This window comes from Xanthomonas sp. NCPPB 4037 (assembly GCF_041475695.2).
Taxonomy (GTDB): Bacteria; Pseudomonadota; Gammaproteobacteria; order Xanthomonadales; family Xanthomonadaceae; genus Xanthomonas; species Xanthomonas campestris.
On sequence record NZ_CM191261.1, the window covers coordinates 46663 to 61945 of the forward strand.

Consider the following 15283-nt stretch of genomic DNA (forward strand, 5'->3'; position numbering starts at 1 on the left):
AGTCTGGCTCAGGCACCCGCCGCCTACCTTGTGGATGCAGTGTGCCAGCACGCCGCGCAAGGCATCCCCGCAAGGATGAGTCCGCCGGCAGTCTGTCGCGGGCGGCGGGATGTTTTCAACCGTTTGTGGCTGGACGGGTGTTCGCGGTGGTGCGTGCGTTCAGTGCGCGCGCGATGTCTTTGTAGATTAGCAACGTCGCGAAATGCATCCGCCCAGCAGTCACGACGTTGCACTGTGCGCAGTTGCTGACAGGGCTTCAGAGCGAGCGGCAACGGGCACTGCGGGGCCATGCGAACGCTCGGTCATACAAGGATGTGCAGTGTGGATGGCAAGCAGAAGAAAATTGCTGCCCGCTAGACGACAGTTTCGCCGGCGACGCCGCACGGTCGCATGTGCATGTGCATGTGCGTAGGCATTGTGTGGCTTTGCATACCGGCGCGACGCATCAGCGACCGGCAACGGTCGGGACCATCGGTAAGGGTCAAGGTGGCTAACGGGCCATCGGGAAGAGCCAGGCGGCTGCCACAACGGCTCTCAGCCGCACCTTGCTCATGTTGGGCGACACGCCGTCTTGCGCGCATGCGGATGCCACTGCTTGCCGATGCCGCCGCTCAGCCTTGCTGGCGCTGCGCCCATTTTTGCGTATCGGATCGTGCGGCACAGCGTGGTTTTGCGCGACTGTGGTTTGGAGAGCACTTCAACGCATCGGCATCAGGCGAACTGCAGGGCCGCAACCTGCGCGCATCGGCGTGGCTTCAAGGCAATTCGGACCGACGCGCCATGCGCATGGTCCGCGCGTTGTGCCGCATGGCTTTATCCAATGCCATCGGCGCCCTGCAGACGTATGCGAATGCGCCGCGCTGGCGAGTCACCAGGCGGCGATGGCGCAGTTGGCGCGCGCGGAATACTCAGCCGCAATAGATGGCGGTGATGTTGTCGTTCGGGCCGGTCTCGATGGTGAGGTGATCGCCGCCGGTTTCGCTTGCGCCCTGGGCCGGGTCGGCCAGGCCGCTGGCGGTGGTGCCGCCGGTGCTGCGCTCGCCACGGCGCACGCTGACCTGCAGGCTGTCGCTATCCACGCGGGCGCGTTCTACGGTCTGCGCCGCGGCGGCCAGACCCACGGCGCCGCGCACCTTGTCGGTATGGCACTGGCCGGAGATCACGCCATCGATCGGCTGCACCTGCGCAACCTGGTTGGTGCTGCACGCCGACAGCAACAGGACGGCGGCAAGCGGGGCGAGGGTGCGGACCATGGTGATCTCCAGCGGGAAGAATGGCCGCAAGCGTGAAGGCCGCGCTGTGGGGATCGGATGAAGACGCCGGTGCTTGCGGCGCGCGTGGCGAAGCGTTGAGCGGATGTCGCGCGCTGGTTGGGGCATCTGGTTGCGGAGTAGACCGCCGATCAGTGCGCAGTGCTTGGTCAGGCCGAAAGCCAAGCTCCTACGCCAGGAACGCCCAACGCCTGGCGCGTCGCTCAGCGAGCTGGTTTTGAAGGTCTGGTGCGCATGTCGTCGGTCCAAGCGTCAGGATCGAGACGAAACAGGACGCTGACTGCCGAAGGCAGTGATGCACGAGCAACCGCATCGATACCGGCGACAGCAACCAACGGCACCGGCAACAACAGCATCAGCAACCGCAACTCCACTACTCATCAGTTCCGGCTGCAAGGCAACCACGACAATACCCATCGCATATGGCCCGGCGCCGAGCATTGCTTGACCCGGGTCACATGGAGGTGCTGCCTTATCCCGTCACCCGCGGACGTGCTGGGCCACAGACAGCGGTGGCGATGGCTTCAGCTCCCGCAACTGCGACGGTCGCGTGTGGGCCACCGTCGCACTGCCGCTGCCAGCCTTCCAACTCAGAGTTTGACGAAGCTGGCCACCGACAGCGGGCCAAACGGCAGGTCGAACAAGCTGCCGCCGCTGGCCAGGCCGCCCAGGTCCACGCTGGCCAGGTCCAGCTGCGTGATCAGCGCGGCGACCTGCGCCTTGGCATCGGCATCGTCGCCAGCCAGGAAGAACGCGCGTTTGCCTTCGGCGACGTCGAGCTTGGCCAGCAGCTGCGCGTCCAGGTGGTTGAACGCCTTGACCACGCGGGCGCCCGGGACCAGCTCGGAGAACACCACGCTGGAGGGCCGGCCGCCGAGATCGATCGCCTTCAGCCCATAGCCGCCGAGCGGGTTGGACGGGTCGGTGGCGTCCGGTGAATCGGGTGCAACGTCCATCAGCGCGTTGTTGGCATCGATGACGATGCGGCCGTTCCAGTCGGGCAGGCCAGCCAGAGCGGCGGACAGGCTTTGCCAGCGCACCGCCACCAGCACGATGTCGGCCTGGGCGGCCTGCTGGGCAGTGGCCGGGGTGATCGAGGGGCCGAGTTCGGCCGCCAATGCCTGCAGCGAGTCCGGGCCGCGGCTGTTGGAAATCATTGCCGGGATGTGCTTGCTGGCCAGGATGCGTGCGAAACCACTGTCGATGGCGCCTGCGCCGATGATGCCAATGCTCATGGTGACTTTCCTAATGTATGTCGTCGACATGACGACATTTAAAGTGAAATGAAGGGGTGGGATTGGACTACTGTTCTAGCGGTAGGGTGAACTTGCCCAGCCGGGCCACGTCGGCCGCGAGCTGGGCCACGCTGACGGCGGCCAGTTGCGCTTCCATTGCCTGCTGCGCGCGTTGCAGCACCGGCTGCAGGGCCGGCAGGATGTTGCCGCCCACCGCGCAATTTTCGCACGGCGGGGTGCGGTGCACCGCAAACAGCTCGGTGTTCTCCACCGCACGGTAGATGTCCAGCAGGGTGATCTGCTCGGCCGGCTTGGCCAGCAGCGCACCACCGCCAGCACCGAGCTGCGAGGTGGTCAGCCCGGCAGCCGTCAGCCGCGAGAGCAGACCGCGGACCACCACCGCGCCGGTGTTGGCGCTGTAGGCCAGGTCTTCCGAGCGCATCGGCTTGCCGCCCACGACCGCCAGAGCGGTCAGGAGATGGGTTGCGACGACGAAGCGGGTACTGGTAGTCATGGCGGTCAAGTCGATGTGTTGGTGACACGATTACACGCGATTCAACGGCTGTCAACGGTTTTTTGAAATCTCTGCCGTGGGTCCACGTCTCCCCGGCGTGCGGGGCACTGCCGCCAGTGTCTGGCAGTGAGGCGTTGATGCGTGCTGTTAGGTGGGTTTCTCATCGCACAGGGCTTAACCCAAGGTGCGACTGGGGTGTCTCGCGTACGAACCGCCTGGGAGCTCAGCAGCGTGTACTGCTGTCGCAAGTCAGTGAGGGCGAGCGTGCGGTGATCGGCGACCAGCATCGCTGGAACCCCTTCGCGCTGTGAGCGGATGCACCTGCTTTGCTGCTGTGCTCCGGTATTGCCATGCAGCGATCAGCGATCAGCGGCGACCAATCCCTGGCAATTCGAGCAGATACGCGTGCTTGGCTGCAATGCACCCGGTTGGCGCCAAGCCGCAATCAGCGATCCGCCGTCATGGAGCCGCTACGCGCTGCGAACCCATGCATACGCTTTGCTGCCGGGCATTCCGGTGAGTGCCATACCGCGATCAGCACGCTGCGATTACAGCCAGTGACCAGTCGCAAGAAACCCTTTGCAGTGCGAATGGATGCACACGTTTGCGCCGCGCAGCAGGCAGCGACGCAACGCGCGCTGCAACCTAAGCGGCCCAGAGCCAGGCCGGCTGGCCACTGCCAGCAACCAGTCGATTACTTCGAATAGTGGACGACTCCACTCCAAATCTTCCGTCTAGTCGATCAATGCGGCGGCGCCTAGTCTTTTCCTCACCGGAGCAGACCGCTCCACCGACACCCCAAGGGGAACCGACATGAACGCACAACTGGCCTCCTTCCACGCCAATACTCCGTCGCAGGGCGCGCCGATCGTGCCGTCCGCCGCCCGGCCGCGCCCGGTGGTGTTCCGTACCAGCGGCACCCGTCGCGGCCCGATCACCCGGCTGATGAGCCCGGGCGACCTGGGCCAGCTGGTCAAGCCGTTCGTGTTCCTGGACCTGTTCACCGTCAAGCCGACGGTTGACGGGGCGCCGATGGGCATGCATCCGCATTCGGGTATCGCCACGCTGACTTACCTGATGGAGGGCGAGGTGGGCTACGAGGACAGCACCGGCAAGCACGGCACCCTGCCCACCGGCGGGGTGGAGTGGATGCGCGCCGGCAACGGCGTCTGGCACGACGGCATGCCAGTGGGCGGCGCGTCGGCGGTGGGTTTCCAGCTCTGGGTGGCGCTGCCGGCCGCCGAGGAGAACGCCCCGGCGCAAAGCCTGTATCTGTCGCCAGAGAAGGTGCCCAGCGTGGGCCCGGCGCGGGTGTTGCTGGGGCGCTATGGCCAGGCGCAGAGCCTGATCCCGGCACCGGCCGACATGACCTACCTCAGCGTGCAGCTGGCCGACGGCGAGCGTTGGCGCTACGTGCCGCCGGCCGGCCATGACGTGGCCTGGATCGCGGTGCACGGTGGGCAGCTGGAGGCGGCCGAAACCATCGCCAGCGGGCACATGGCGGTGTTCAAGGACGGCGAGCAGGCGATCGAGGTGACCGCGGTTGGCCCGACCACCTTCGTGCTCGGCTCGGCGGTTAAGCATCCGCATGATCTGGTGATGGGCCATTACTCGGTGCACACCAACCCGGCCAGCCTGGCCCAGGGCGAAGCGGAGATCCGCCGCATCGGCGCGCAACTGCGCAGCCAGGGGCGCCTGGGTTGAGCAACGCGATCGGCGGCATGCGTGCCGCCGATCACTGCGCTGCACCCAGGACGGAGCAGCGCAACGCGCTGATGCCATCGCCCGCAGGAAACGCCGCACGCCACGCATCTCAGCCGTGCGCTGCAGTGCAGATGCGTCTCGCACGATGTAGCAACGGCCTGACGCGCTGCAGCTTGCGCTGTTCTCCGCTTTCAACAGGGCGCTGTGACCATCACCCGTGTGTGCACAGCGCTCCATGACTCACCACCAGACCACCGCAGCAACGCCTTCGCGCGTTGCCGCACCCCACGCATCACTTCAACCACTTTCATCACTTCCATCAGAGACATCACCATGAAACTGCTCCATCTCGATTCCAGCATCCTGGGCGACTATTCCGCCAGCCGCCAGCTCACCGCCAGCATCGTGGCCAAGTTGCAGGCCGCCGATCCGGCGCTGCAGTACACCTACCGCGACCTGGCGGCCAACCCGATCGGCCACCTGTCCGGCGCACATCTGGCGGCCGCGCAAAACCCCACCGGCGACCAGACGCCGGAGCTGGCCAACGACCTGGCGCTGGGTGCGCAGGTGCTGCAGGAATTCCTGGATGCCGACACCGTGGTGATCGGCGTGGCGCTGTACAACTTCACCATCTCCACCCAGCTCAAGGCGTGGATCGACCGCGTGCTGGTGGCCGGCAAGACCTTCCGCTACACCGCCGAAGGCGCGCTCGAAGGGCTGGCCGGCAACAAGCGGGTGATCCTGGCGGTGGCGCGCGGTGGCCGCTATGGCGAAGGCTCGCCAACGGCGGCACTGGAGCATGCGGAAACCTACATGCGCGCCGCGCTGGGGTTCGTTGGTCTGCATCAACCGGAAGTGGTGGTTGCCGAAGGCCTGGCCCTGGGGCCGGAGGCACGCGCCGCCGGCATGGCCGCTGCGCAGGCGCAGATCAACGCCTTGCCGGTGTGATCCGGTGCGGGCGGTTGCATGCCGCTCGCAGCAACCGGTTGGCGCGGTGAGGTATCGCTGCGCCGACGTGATCTTCAGGCAGACACCTCGAGCGATTGCATCGCTCGAGGTGTGTTGTGGAAAGCCCTACAAACGCCGCTTGCTTACGCCTTAGCGCAGCGATCAACACGATTGCGCAGCGGCCAGGCGGGCGTGGCTGGCGATCGGAATCGGCAAGTACCCGTACACCCCGGTTCCCTGCACCCGTCTGACGGTTGCGCGCTACGTTTTGTTAGCTGTACTTAAGTCGCAAACGCGCGCAGCAAATCATCGACCACCCAATCAACCAATGCCCGCGCACCGCGCTACATCGCATTCAAGCGCGCGCTGACCGCCTCGATAAACGCTGTCACCGCGCGCGGCTGATGCCGCCGGCTGGGATACAGCGCATGCACGCCCTGGCCATTGCGCTGGAAATCCGGCAACACCGTGATCAGGCGGCCTTCGGCCACATCCGGCCAGGTCAGTGCCTGCGGCAACAAGGCGATCCCCAGCCCGGCCACGGACGCCAAGCGTAGCGCGCGCGCTGTATTTGCGGAAAAACGGGTGGGCACCTGCACTGTTTCGGCAAGCCCGGACGGACCTACCAGCGTCCAGCTGACGTGCCCGCTGGGATGCGGAATGCCCAGGCAATCGTGCTGCGGCAGCTCATCCAGGCGCAGCGGCCTGCCACGTGCCTGCAGATAGCCTGGGCTTGCCACCAGCACATCGCGGTTGTCGGCCAGGATCGGCCGCCCCACGTAACTGGAGTCGGCCAGGGTGCCGGCGCGAAATGCCACGTCGATGCGCTCGGCAATCAGGTCCGCACGCGCATCGCTGAGCAAGAATTCCAGGCGTACGCGCGGATGCGCGGCCAGGAAGTCGGCCACCCATTCGACCCGAAAGAAATCCAGGAAATCCGCCGGCGCCGCCACCCGCACCAGGCCGGCGACCTCCTCGCCACCGGCCATCAGCGACTGCCCGGCATCGGTCAGCCCGTCCACCGCATCGGCGCAACGTTCGTAGAACGCCTGCCCGGCATCGGTCAGGGTGAGCTTGCGGGTGGAGCGCTGCATCAGCCGCGTATCCAGCTGCGCTTCAAGCTGCTGCACGCGCCGGCTCACGCTATTGGGCGCGGTGCCCAGCCGGCGCGCGGCCTCGGCAAAACTGCCGCTACGCACGACCTGCACATACAGCGCAATGTCATTGAGGTCGATCACGGCAGGCACACCTTTTTCGGTCTGCGGTGAGTTTAAGCGGGCCGGGGATCAGGTGTTGTGCGTCGGACGGCAGGCGCTGATCAGGCCCGACGCGTCCCTGCATGGATGCGGCTGAACCGGTGTGCAGGCAAGCAAACAGCCAATTACGCGTAGGTGCCAACGTCGAGCACGGAGCGCGCAATGCCGAGTAGGAGCGCACTTGCGCGCGATGAAGCCTTCTCGGGAACGCCCCTCGCGCGCAAGCGCGCTCCTACAAAAGCCACGGGCCATCATCCCTGACAGCCCGCATGACAACGGCTCAGTCGAGCGTCTCCAGCAGATCCACCTGCCGGCTGCTCAGCAGTGGCACGATGCGTTCGACCACCAGGCTGCGGTAGTGCGTGGTGCTGCGGTGTGCCTCGATGGCGGCGCTGTCGCGGTAGCGTTCGATCAGCACGATGCACTTCGGGGCCTGCGGTGCATGCAGCACCTCGTAACCGAGACAAACGGGTTCCTGCAGCGACTGCCGCTGCAGCTCTGGCAGTAGCGCCAGCACCGTAGCGCGCGCGCTGTCAGGCACGCTCCAGCGCGCCACCACCACGATGGGGCGGGCCGGCGCGCTCATGCCTGCAACTGCAGTGCGGCCACCAGTGCGTGCGCAAGCGGGCCGGCAGAGGCGGGGTTCTGGCCGGTGATCAGCGTGCCGTCCACGACTACATGCGGCTGCCAGTCTGCGCCGGCCGCATACAGTGCGCCTTCCTCGCGCAAGGCGGATTCAAGGTCGAACGGCACATCGGCGCGCGCGTAGCCGTCCTCCTCGGCGGTGGAAAAACCGGTGACGCGGCGGCCCTGGACCAACGCGGTGCCATCGTCCAGCGTGATGCCCAGCAGCGCGGAGGGGCCGTGGCAGACGGCGGCGACCAGCATGTCGGCTTCCCACGCCTGCTTGATCAACGCCTGCACATCGCGGTTCCCACTGACGTCCACCATCGGGCCCAGCCCGCCGGGCACGAACACCGCGTCGTAATCGCGCACGTCCACTTCGGACAACTTGCGGCTATGCGCCATGCGGCCGAAGGCCTTGCTGTGGCGAAACGCCAGCTGCGCCGCATCAGACGCGTCGTAGCCATCCTCCGGTGCCGCGCCACCGGCAGGCGAGGCGAATTCGATCGCGATGCCAGCCTGCTCCAGCACCTCGACCGAGTGCGCCACTTCCGGGAAGAAATAGCCGATGGGGCGCTGATGGGGGCCGATCTGGCCAGCGTTTGTCAGTACGAACAGGACATGCTTGATGTGCATTGCGCTCTCCTTGATTGAGTCCGGCAGCAGCCGGTGGAGAGACGATAGAAGGCGCGCGGCGCGGGCAGTAGACAGCGGGCGGCTGACAGATTGTAAAATCCAGTAAGACAAACGCATTTGAGGCTGCCATGGCTCTGCTGGACGAACTGCGCGCCATGGCGATCTTCGCCACGGTGGTCCGCTGTGGCAGTTTCGCCGCGGCCGCGCGCGAACTTGCGCTGACCCGCGCAGTGGTCAGCCATCACGTGGGCGCGTTGGAAGCGCGCCTGGGCGTGCCGCTCGCGTACCGCAGCACACGCAGTTTCAGCCTGACCCCGGCGGGCGAGGCGTTTCGCGTGCATTGCGAGCGCTTGCTCGACGAAGCCTCGGACGGCTTGCGCGGCATGGAGCTGTTGCGCGCCGAACCGCAGGGCGAAGTGCGGCTCACCTGCTCGCACCATTTCGGCAACAAACGCATCCTGCCCGCGCTGCTGGCCTTTCGCCGCCGCTACCCGGCGATCCGCCTGCATATCGCGATGGGCGATGCCAACGTGGATCTGGTGCAGCAGGGTGTGGATCTGGCGGTGCGCGCCGGCCCGCTGCCGGATTCCACGCTGTATGCGCGGCCATTGGTGCGCGAAGCCACCTTGCTATGCGCGTCACCGGCGTATGTAAAGCGTTACGGCACGCCCACCACGGCCGCCGCGCTCAAGGAACACCGCTGGGTGATCTACCCACCCAGTCAGCGGCAGACGCAGATCCAGATCGACGGCGAACGCATCGATATCCCGGTGCAGGGCGACATCGTCACCGACAGCGCGGTGTCACGGCTTGCCTTCGTGCTCGCCGGCGAAGGCATCGCGCGCCTGCCCGGCTACGACGCCGCCGCCCCGCTGGCTGCAGGCGAACTGGTGCAGGTGCTACCGCAGGCACAGACCGCACCGCTGGAGATCTACTTGGTGCATTCGAAAAAGATCGGCCCCAGCGCCCGATTGCTGCGCGACTTTCTGCTGGAGGTGGCGCGTGAGGGTGGCTGGTAGTGGCTAGCGGAAACAGCGCCGTGCGCTAAGGAGCCCGCTAACGGGCGTGCATGTCCCACAGGTGCATGAGCTGCGAGATGGCCGCATCCATCGCCTTGAAGGTTTTGCCGTCCCTGGCGAGCGTGGATAGCCCGAGCATGAAGCTGTCGAACACGCACGTCAGCGCGGCCGCGTCGAGATCCGCTGCAAGGCTTCCATTGGCGATGGCGCGGTCCACGCACGCGCGGATGCCGGCGCGTGTGTGCGCACGCGAGCGCGTCAGCGGGGCAGAGAGCGCGGAGAACTCCGGCGACAGCGTGCTCATCACGCCAAGCGTCACCATGCAGCCCTTGGGATGGCCGCGTTCGCACTGCATCCTGGCCGAACGGCGCAGCGCAAGCTCCACGGCCTGCTTTGGCTCAAGCGAGGTGTCCCACAGGCAGTGGGTCACTTGTGCGTAAGTCGCCAGGTAGCGCTGCACGCATTCTGCGAAGAGTGCTTCCTTGGAGCCGAATGCGGCGTAGAAGCTGGGCGCACTGATGCCGCCGCCGATGGCCTCCTTGAGCTGGCTCAAGGAAGTGGATTCGTAGCCCTGCTCCCAAAACAGATGAAGCGCCTGCTCGACCGCGGCGTCGCGGTCGAAGCTGCGTGGTCTACCCATCTGTGCCATGGCGCCCTCCAAGACTGACATCAATACTAGTCGATACAGATATGGTTGACAAACGCAACTGTGCCGGCCAAATATGTATCGATCGGTACATATCTGTGACCTCCACGGTCCGTCACCAAGGAAAACCCTGTGGCTTCTTCAAACGCATCATCGGTAGACGCGGTGCCCGCGCCGCTGCCCATCGCGGCCCTGTTGGCACTGGCCATGACCGGTTTCATCTGCATCGTGACGGAGACCCTGCCGGCCGGGCTGCTGCCGCAGATGTCCGCGGGCCTTGGTATTACTGCAGCGCTTGCCGGGCAGACGGTCACCGCCTACGCGCTGGGTTCGGTGCTGGCGGCGATCCCGCTGACCATTGCCACCCAGCAATGGCGGCGACGTCATGTGCTGTTGCTCACCATCGTCGGCTTCCTGGTGTTCAATTCGGTCACTGCACTGTCCAACAGCTACAGCCTGACCCTGGTGGCGCGCTTCTTTGCCGGCGCAGCGGCAGGGCTGGCGTGGAGCCTGCTGGCCGGTTACGCGCGGCGCATGGTTGCGCCGGCACAGCAGGGCAGGGCCATGGCGATTGCGATGGTGGGCACCCCCATTGCGCTCTCGCTCGGTGTTCCCCTGGGCACGTGGATGGGCGGCCTGTTGGGCTGGCGCACCGCATTCGGCAGCATGTCGGCGTTGACGGTGATCCTGATCGCCTGGGTGCTGCTGAAAGTGCCCGATTACCCCGGGCAGGCGGCATCGCAGCGCGTGCCGCTGCGCAAGGTGCTCGCCACACCGGGTGTCCGGCCGGTGCTCGCCACCGTGATGGCATGGATGCTGGCACACAATATTCTGTACACCTATGTCGCTCCATTCGCGGCGCACGTGGGTTTGGGCGATCGTGTCGATGTGCTGCTGCTGACCTTCGGCGTGGCGGCACTGCTGGGCATCGCAGTGACCGGCAAGCTGGTGGAACGCCACCTGCGCCGCACCGTGCTGATTTCGTTGGCGACGTTCTTCGCCATCTGCGTGGTGTTGATCGTGCTGCAGGACATGCAGCCGGTGGTCTACGCCTGCGTGGCGGTCTGGGGGCTGACCTTCGGCGGTGCGGCCACCCTGTTGCAGACCGCACTTGCCGACAGCGCGGGTGAGGGGGCCGATGTTGCGTTGTCGCTCAATGTCGTGGCCTGGAACAGCGTCATCGCCGGCGGCGGTGTGATGGGCGGCGTGCTGCTGAACCACTGGGGCGCGCAGAGCTTTCCCGCGGCCATGGCCGTGGTGCTGGCGATTGGCTGGTGCATCGCCTGGCGCGCGCGGCGCCATGGCTTTGCCCCGGGCACGCGTTCAGCGGTTGCGGGCCATTGAGGTTCCGCTGTGAGTGAGGGCATGCGCGAAGTAGCGAGGAGCGTCCGCGCAGTGGCCTGGGCGTTGGCGCGCAGAGCGTGCTGGCGCAGAGGTTTCAGCATTACCGACGTCGGGTGGAGTTCCGCAGGCCCTTGTTCGTCGACGGAATGCGTTCGTTTCTAGCTGCGTGGTCGCATCGCGGCGCAGCATCGCGGCATCGGACTCGGCGTGGGAATGCAGCTGTCCAAATACCAAGGCCTCGTTGCGCGTAGAGGCCGCTGGTCGCCGGTTGCTACCCTGTGCGCTCGCCCTAATCGACAACACGGCTCTACTTGGTCGCATATCAGCGCATGGGTTTATCCCAGGCTGTTGCGATAGCAGATGGCTCCGCCAGTGTATGGCCGGCGGAGCCATCTGCCGAGCTGCGTACGACACAGCATCTCGGCATTCACGCACAAACAAGCGTTGGTTACGCCTGCTCGGTTGGCACGACATACAGCTCGGCAATATTCACGTGGGCCGGCGCCTGCACCGCAAACAGCACGGTTTCCGCGATATCGGAGGGGTCGAGGGCGCGCAGCGACCCTGCAAATCCCGCCATCATGGCCTGGTATTCCTCGCTGCTGGTCTGGGCAAACAGTTCAGTCGCCACTGCCCCAGGCTGAATGCTGGTCACCCGAATATTGTGCTTCTTGCCGACCTCGGTTCTGAGGCTCTCGGTAAAGGCGGTCACGGCATACTTGGTTGCGGAATAGACCGCAAATCCAGGCCCCAGCAGCTTGCGCCCCGCGACCGACGAGGTATTGATGATATGGCCGGAATGCTGCTTGATTAACTGCGGAAGCACCGCCGCGGTGACATGCAGTACGCCCTTGAGGTTGACGTCGACCATCTGGTTCCATTCGTCGGTCAGCAGATCTTCGACGTTGGACAGCGGCATGAGCCCGGCGTTATTGAACACGATATCGATCGCACCATACGCATCCAGCAATGCTTTGACGCCCGCGTCGACGGAGTGCTTGTTGGCAACATCCATTTCCAATACCAATGCGTGCCCACCCTGGCTCTCGATCTCGGTTTTCAGAGCCTCCAGCCGATCTGCGCGCCGCGCTGCAATTCCCACCTTGACGCCTGCCTTGGCCAGCCTGAGTGCAGTCGCGCTGCCGATGCCACTGGATGCGCCAGTGATGAGTGCAACTTTTCCGCTGATCTCGATATTCGTCATTTAGATAGTCTCTGGAGAGGTAAATAGCCTGAGTAACGCTTCCGGCGAAAGTGACGGGCGATGTCGGCATGCGGTTTAACTTCATGGCATAACCGAGCGCCCGAGGTGGCAGAGAATATCTGTTCTATACTAGGTTTCAATTACGCACCTTGAAGGTACTAGATATGGTCGACGATACCGACAGGGTCTGTAGCCTCGGCAGAGTCGAGGAAATACGCGTCGCCCTGGATCCGATCGCCAACAAGTGGTCGATCATGATCCTCACTGTTCTTTGCATGGGGCCCACGCGCTTCAATGACATCAAACGGCGCCTGGGCGGTGTGACCCATAAGTCGCTGACCGATTCGCTGCGTCGGCTCCAGCGCGTGGGTCTGATCAAGCGTCAAGTGATTTCTTCTTCGCCAGTGGCTGTTCAATACGAACGTACCGAGCTTGGGAAAACTCTCGAAGGCCCACTTCTCGGCTTGCTGCATTGGTGCGACGTGCACGCGGACGACATCGCTGCAGCAGAGGCACTTTATGTATCCAACGAGGCAGTCACCGAAAATGCGGAGCCAGTGGCCGACTACTGACGCGCAGCACGTTGATTACATGGCATGACCAGGCAGCGTTGCAGCAGACCTTAGAGCAGCTATCAAAACTACTGCGCAGCCGCCAGGCGGGTGCGGCCGGTGCTCGGAATCCTCATGTACCCACGTACACTCCGGTTCCTCCGCGCCTTCCGCACCCACCTGACGGCTGCTCGCTACGTTTTGTTAGCCGCTCTTAGTGCGACGCGGCGGCCAGAGTGCGGCGGCTACGACATCACGTCAGCGATTGAATTGAACGGTGGCAGGGAACATCCGCCGACAGCGCGGTGGTGAAGCGCTGACCTGATGAATATTTGCACGCGGGCAACGCAGCAAGCCCGCAGTGGATGTAGCAAATAGAGCCTTCCCGTTTAGAGCGCTTTTGCAGAAGGCAGGCATCGAACCCGTGAGTTTTCCGCGCGCATACGCTGCAAGGTGTCTGTAATTCGCGCGTACTTCGGAGTCGCCCATCCAGCGGTACTGGCCGAGGCGAGCGACATCTCAGACCGTGACCGTCGCTTGGCACCGGCCACCGAGCAGCGTGTGCCACACCTCGAACCACCCGCTCCCGGCGAGGTACGGTGCACTGCTGTCATCTCCTTGTTGGTGATGGCAGAAGCTGAGAGCAAAAGCCTCCTCATGGCTGGCCTTAAGGATGAAATCGAGTCTACGGAGAGATCGCCTGCGTAGCAGAAAATGAGATTTGAGCCGGAGTCATGTGGGACAAGCAGAGAGTGGCCTCTACCAATGCTTGTGGGGCATAAAGGCTTGCAGACGGGGAGGCCGTTAGCCCTGGACTTCCTTAGGAGGCCCCGCCCGTGTAGATCCACCTGAGTCATGAGCGAAGACCCATTGCTCGGCGCAGAAAGATGACCCACCGAGCATCTGCACCGCTCCTACTTCCTGGTCTATGCTGACGGCACCCAGCTCTACTAAAGGTTCTGGGGTTGGAACATGCTGCGTCTACTCACGTGGTTGCCCGAGACCATAAATTCGGCTTGGCCCCGGTAGTGAAGGGTCTGCGGGCGCTTAGGAGACTTGGCGACATGCGCCTTTACAACTTGCCAGATAAACATGCCGTACTCATCGATCTGCCGGTCGTCGACAAGTTTGCACTCGAAGTTGGCGTGGCATTCCGTGATCAACGGAGCGCCAACAATAGCTGCTTTCTGTGCAGTAAGGCCGAACCTCTTGAACTTATCGACGTCGGCGCCTGTGCAGTTGCCGATCCCGACAACAGTGTTGACCATGTCAGCAGTAGGCAGATTGATGACACACTCGCCACTCTGACGAATAGCCTCAAAGCTATGGTTGCCGTTCCATATGTAGCAAGCAAACAGGGCCGGGGAAAATCCCAGCATCATGTGCCAACCCATCGTCATGATGTTGCTCTGGTCTTGCCAGTGCGAGCTCACCAGTACGATCGGGCCTGGCTCTAGGTATCGACGGATCTCTGTTAGAGGCAGAGCGTGTTTTTTTGACGCACTCATAAATGTTCTCGGCTAAGGGCGCCGGCAGCTGTAGCCGGCGCCCCTGGGTGATCACTTACCCCATTCGGGGCCGCCATCGGTGCAGGTCTGCCCCCCGTCGACCGGCAAAGCGATGCCGGTGATGTAGGCGGCTTCGTCACTGGCCAGGAAGGCAATTGCTGCGGCGACCTCTTCCGGCGTGGCGGCGCGTCGCAGCGGGATTCGCTCCCAAGCTTTCTGCAAAAGCGCCTCGTCATCCATGATGCCCTCTACCATTGCTGTGATGGTCAGGCCGGGGCAGACGGTGTTCGCACGAACGCCGTAGCGTCCGTTATCGCAGGCGATCGCTCGCGTCAGGTTGGCCACTGCAGCCTTGGCAGCGCAGTAGGCAGCATGGCTCCAGCCGCCGCCGAGAGACGAGACCGATCCGACGTTGACGATCGACCCACGGGTAGTACGTAAGTGTGGCAAAGCCGCGCGAACGATGAAGAAAATACTGTCAAGATCGGCACCCATGCATTGCCGCCAATCGTCATCGCTGGTGTCGCTCAAGGAGCCAACCAGGTTCATGCCGGCTGCATTGATCACCGTGTCCAATCGGCCAAAGCGCCCCACTGCACTGGAAACCAGCGCTTCGCATTCCGTACGCACCGCCACGTCCGCTGCGACAGTCAATACGCGCTCTACGGGCAACGTGGCAGTTGCCGCATCAAGGCGCTGCCGATTACGACCAGCGATGACTACATTGGCGCCCTCGTCCAGAAAACGCCGCACGGTAGCCAAGCCAATACCAGATCCGCCGCCGGTGACGATCACCACTTTGTTGTTAAAACGGCTCATGAAA

At 64.1% G+C, this 15283-nt stretch carries 16 protein-coding genes and 1 other RNA gene; 6 read left to right on the forward strand and 11 right to left on the reverse strand.

Annotation, left to right across the window (positions count from 1 at the left end):
* Positions 1-908: 908 nt before the first annotated feature.
* The 4 genes from ACCQ01_RS00195 to ACCQ01_RS00210 all read right to left on the reverse strand — a co-directional run bounded on the left by ACCQ01_RS00195 (position 909) and on the right by ACCQ01_RS00210 (position 3020).
* Positions 909-1253: a hypothetical protein gene (locus tag ACCQ01_RS00195; protein WP_012436881.1), complete on the reverse strand. Its 345-nt coding sequence runs from the start codon at positions 1251-1253 to the stop codon at positions 909-911.
* Positions 1254-1474: 221 nt separating this feature from the next.
* Entirely contained in the window at positions 1475-1633 is a 159-nt protein-coding gene (locus tag ACCQ01_RS00200) for a hypothetical protein (RefSeq protein WP_228433584.1), read from the reverse strand.
* Between the two features lie 228 nt (positions 1634-1861).
* The gene (locus ACCQ01_RS00205) at positions 1862-2506 is read right to left on the reverse strand and encodes an NADPH-dependent F420 reductase (RefSeq protein WP_228433583.1); all 645 of its coding nucleotides are present in this window, start codon (positions 2504-2506) and stop codon (positions 1862-1864) included.
* A gap of 67 nt (positions 2507-2573) precedes the next feature.
* Positions 2574-3020 (reverse strand): Rrf2 family transcriptional regulator, encoded by a 447-nt coding sequence (locus tag ACCQ01_RS00210; protein ID WP_103699816.1) that lies wholly within the window; start codon positions 3018-3020, stop codon positions 2574-2576.
* Positions 3021-3833: 813 nt separating this feature from the next.
* Here ACCQ01_RS00210 and ACCQ01_RS00215 point away from each other — a divergent pair.
* The gene (locus ACCQ01_RS00215) at positions 3834-4724 is read left to right on the forward strand and encodes a pirin family protein (protein ID WP_228433582.1); all 891 of its coding nucleotides are present in this window, start codon (positions 3834-3836) and stop codon (positions 4722-4724) included.
* Between the two features lie 333 nt (positions 4725-5057).
* A complete protein-coding gene (locus ACCQ01_RS00220) occupies positions 5058-5672 on the forward strand; it encodes an FMN-dependent NADH-azoreductase (protein ID WP_040940273.1) in 615 nt (204 codons plus the stop codon).
* A 344-nt stretch (positions 5673-6016) separates the two neighbouring features.
* Here the strand turns inward: ACCQ01_RS00220 and ACCQ01_RS00225 are convergent, their stop codons facing one another.
* The 3 genes from ACCQ01_RS00225 to ACCQ01_RS00235 form a co-directional block, all read right to left on the reverse strand.
* On the reverse strand, positions 6017-6910 hold the full coding sequence (locus ACCQ01_RS00225; RefSeq protein WP_228433581.1) for a LysR family transcriptional regulator: 894 nt from the start codon (positions 6908-6910) through the stop codon (positions 6017-6019).
* Between the two features lie 298 nt (positions 6911-7208).
* Positions 7209-7514, reverse strand: coding sequence for a putative quinol monooxygenase (locus ACCQ01_RS00230; protein ID WP_228433580.1), 306 nt, complete (start codon positions 7512-7514; stop codon positions 7209-7211).
* The gene (locus ACCQ01_RS00235) at positions 7511-8188 is read right to left on the reverse strand and encodes a type 1 glutamine amidotransferase domain-containing protein (protein ID WP_228433579.1); all 678 of its coding nucleotides are present in this window, start codon (positions 8186-8188) and stop codon (positions 7511-7513) included. Before ACCQ01_RS00235 ends, ACCQ01_RS00230 begins: the two co-directional genes overlap by 4 nt.
* Before the next feature lie 128 nt (positions 8189-8316).
* On the opposite strand from ACCQ01_RS00235, the gene ACCQ01_RS00240 reads away from it, so the two are divergent.
* Positions 8317-9207, forward strand: a complete 891-nt coding sequence (locus ACCQ01_RS00240; protein ID WP_014505976.1) for a LysR family transcriptional regulator — start codon at positions 8317-8319, stop codon at positions 9205-9207.
* 37 nt (positions 9208-9244) lie between these two features.
* Here ACCQ01_RS00240 and ACCQ01_RS00245 read toward each other — a convergent pair whose 3' ends face one another.
* Positions 9245-9856 (reverse strand): TetR/AcrR family transcriptional regulator, encoded by a 612-nt coding sequence (locus ACCQ01_RS00245; RefSeq protein ID WP_228433578.1) that lies wholly within the window; start codon positions 9854-9856, stop codon positions 9245-9247.
* A 129-nt stretch (positions 9857-9985) separates the two neighbouring features.
* Here ACCQ01_RS00245 and ACCQ01_RS00250 point away from each other — a divergent pair, with 129 nt between their 5' ends.
* Positions 9986-11197, forward strand: coding sequence for an MFS transporter (locus tag ACCQ01_RS00250; RefSeq protein WP_323370336.1), 1212 nt, complete (start codon positions 9986-9988; stop codon positions 11195-11197).
* A 448-nt stretch (positions 11198-11645) separates the two neighbouring features.
* Here ACCQ01_RS00250 and ACCQ01_RS00255 read toward each other — a convergent pair whose 3' ends face one another.
* Positions 11646-12401, reverse strand: coding sequence for an SDR family oxidoreductase (locus tag ACCQ01_RS00255; protein WP_103699809.1), 756 nt, complete (start codon positions 12399-12401; stop codon positions 11646-11648).
* A 164-nt stretch (positions 12402-12565) separates the two neighbouring features.
* On the opposite strand from ACCQ01_RS00255, the gene ACCQ01_RS00260 reads away from it, so the two are divergent.
* Together ACCQ01_RS00260 and ACCQ01_RS00265 are read left to right on the forward strand one after the other, a co-directional pair.
* A complete protein-coding gene (locus tag ACCQ01_RS00260) occupies positions 12566-12973 on the forward strand; it encodes a winged helix-turn-helix transcriptional regulator (protein ID WP_228433577.1) in 408 nt (135 codons plus the stop codon).
* Between the two features lie 114 nt (positions 12974-13087).
* A non-coding RNA gene (locus ACCQ01_RS00265) (sX9 sRNA) lies at positions 13088-13162 on the forward strand.
* Between the two features lie 740 nt (positions 13163-13902).
* On the opposite strand, the gene ACCQ01_RS00270 is transcribed toward ACCQ01_RS00265, so the two are convergent.
* Both ACCQ01_RS00270 and budC read right to left on the reverse strand, forming a co-directional pair.
* Complete coding sequence (locus ACCQ01_RS00270) at positions 13903-14460, reverse strand: flavin reductase family protein (RefSeq protein WP_228433576.1); 558 nt, start codon at positions 14458-14460, stop codon at positions 13903-13905.
* Between the two features lie 51 nt (positions 14461-14511).
* Positions 14512-15279, reverse strand: a complete 768-nt coding sequence (gene budC / locus ACCQ01_RS00275; protein ID WP_228433575.1) for a meso-2,3-butanediol dehydrogenase — start codon at positions 15277-15279, stop codon at positions 14512-14514.
* Positions 15280-15283: the final 4 nt, after the last annotated feature.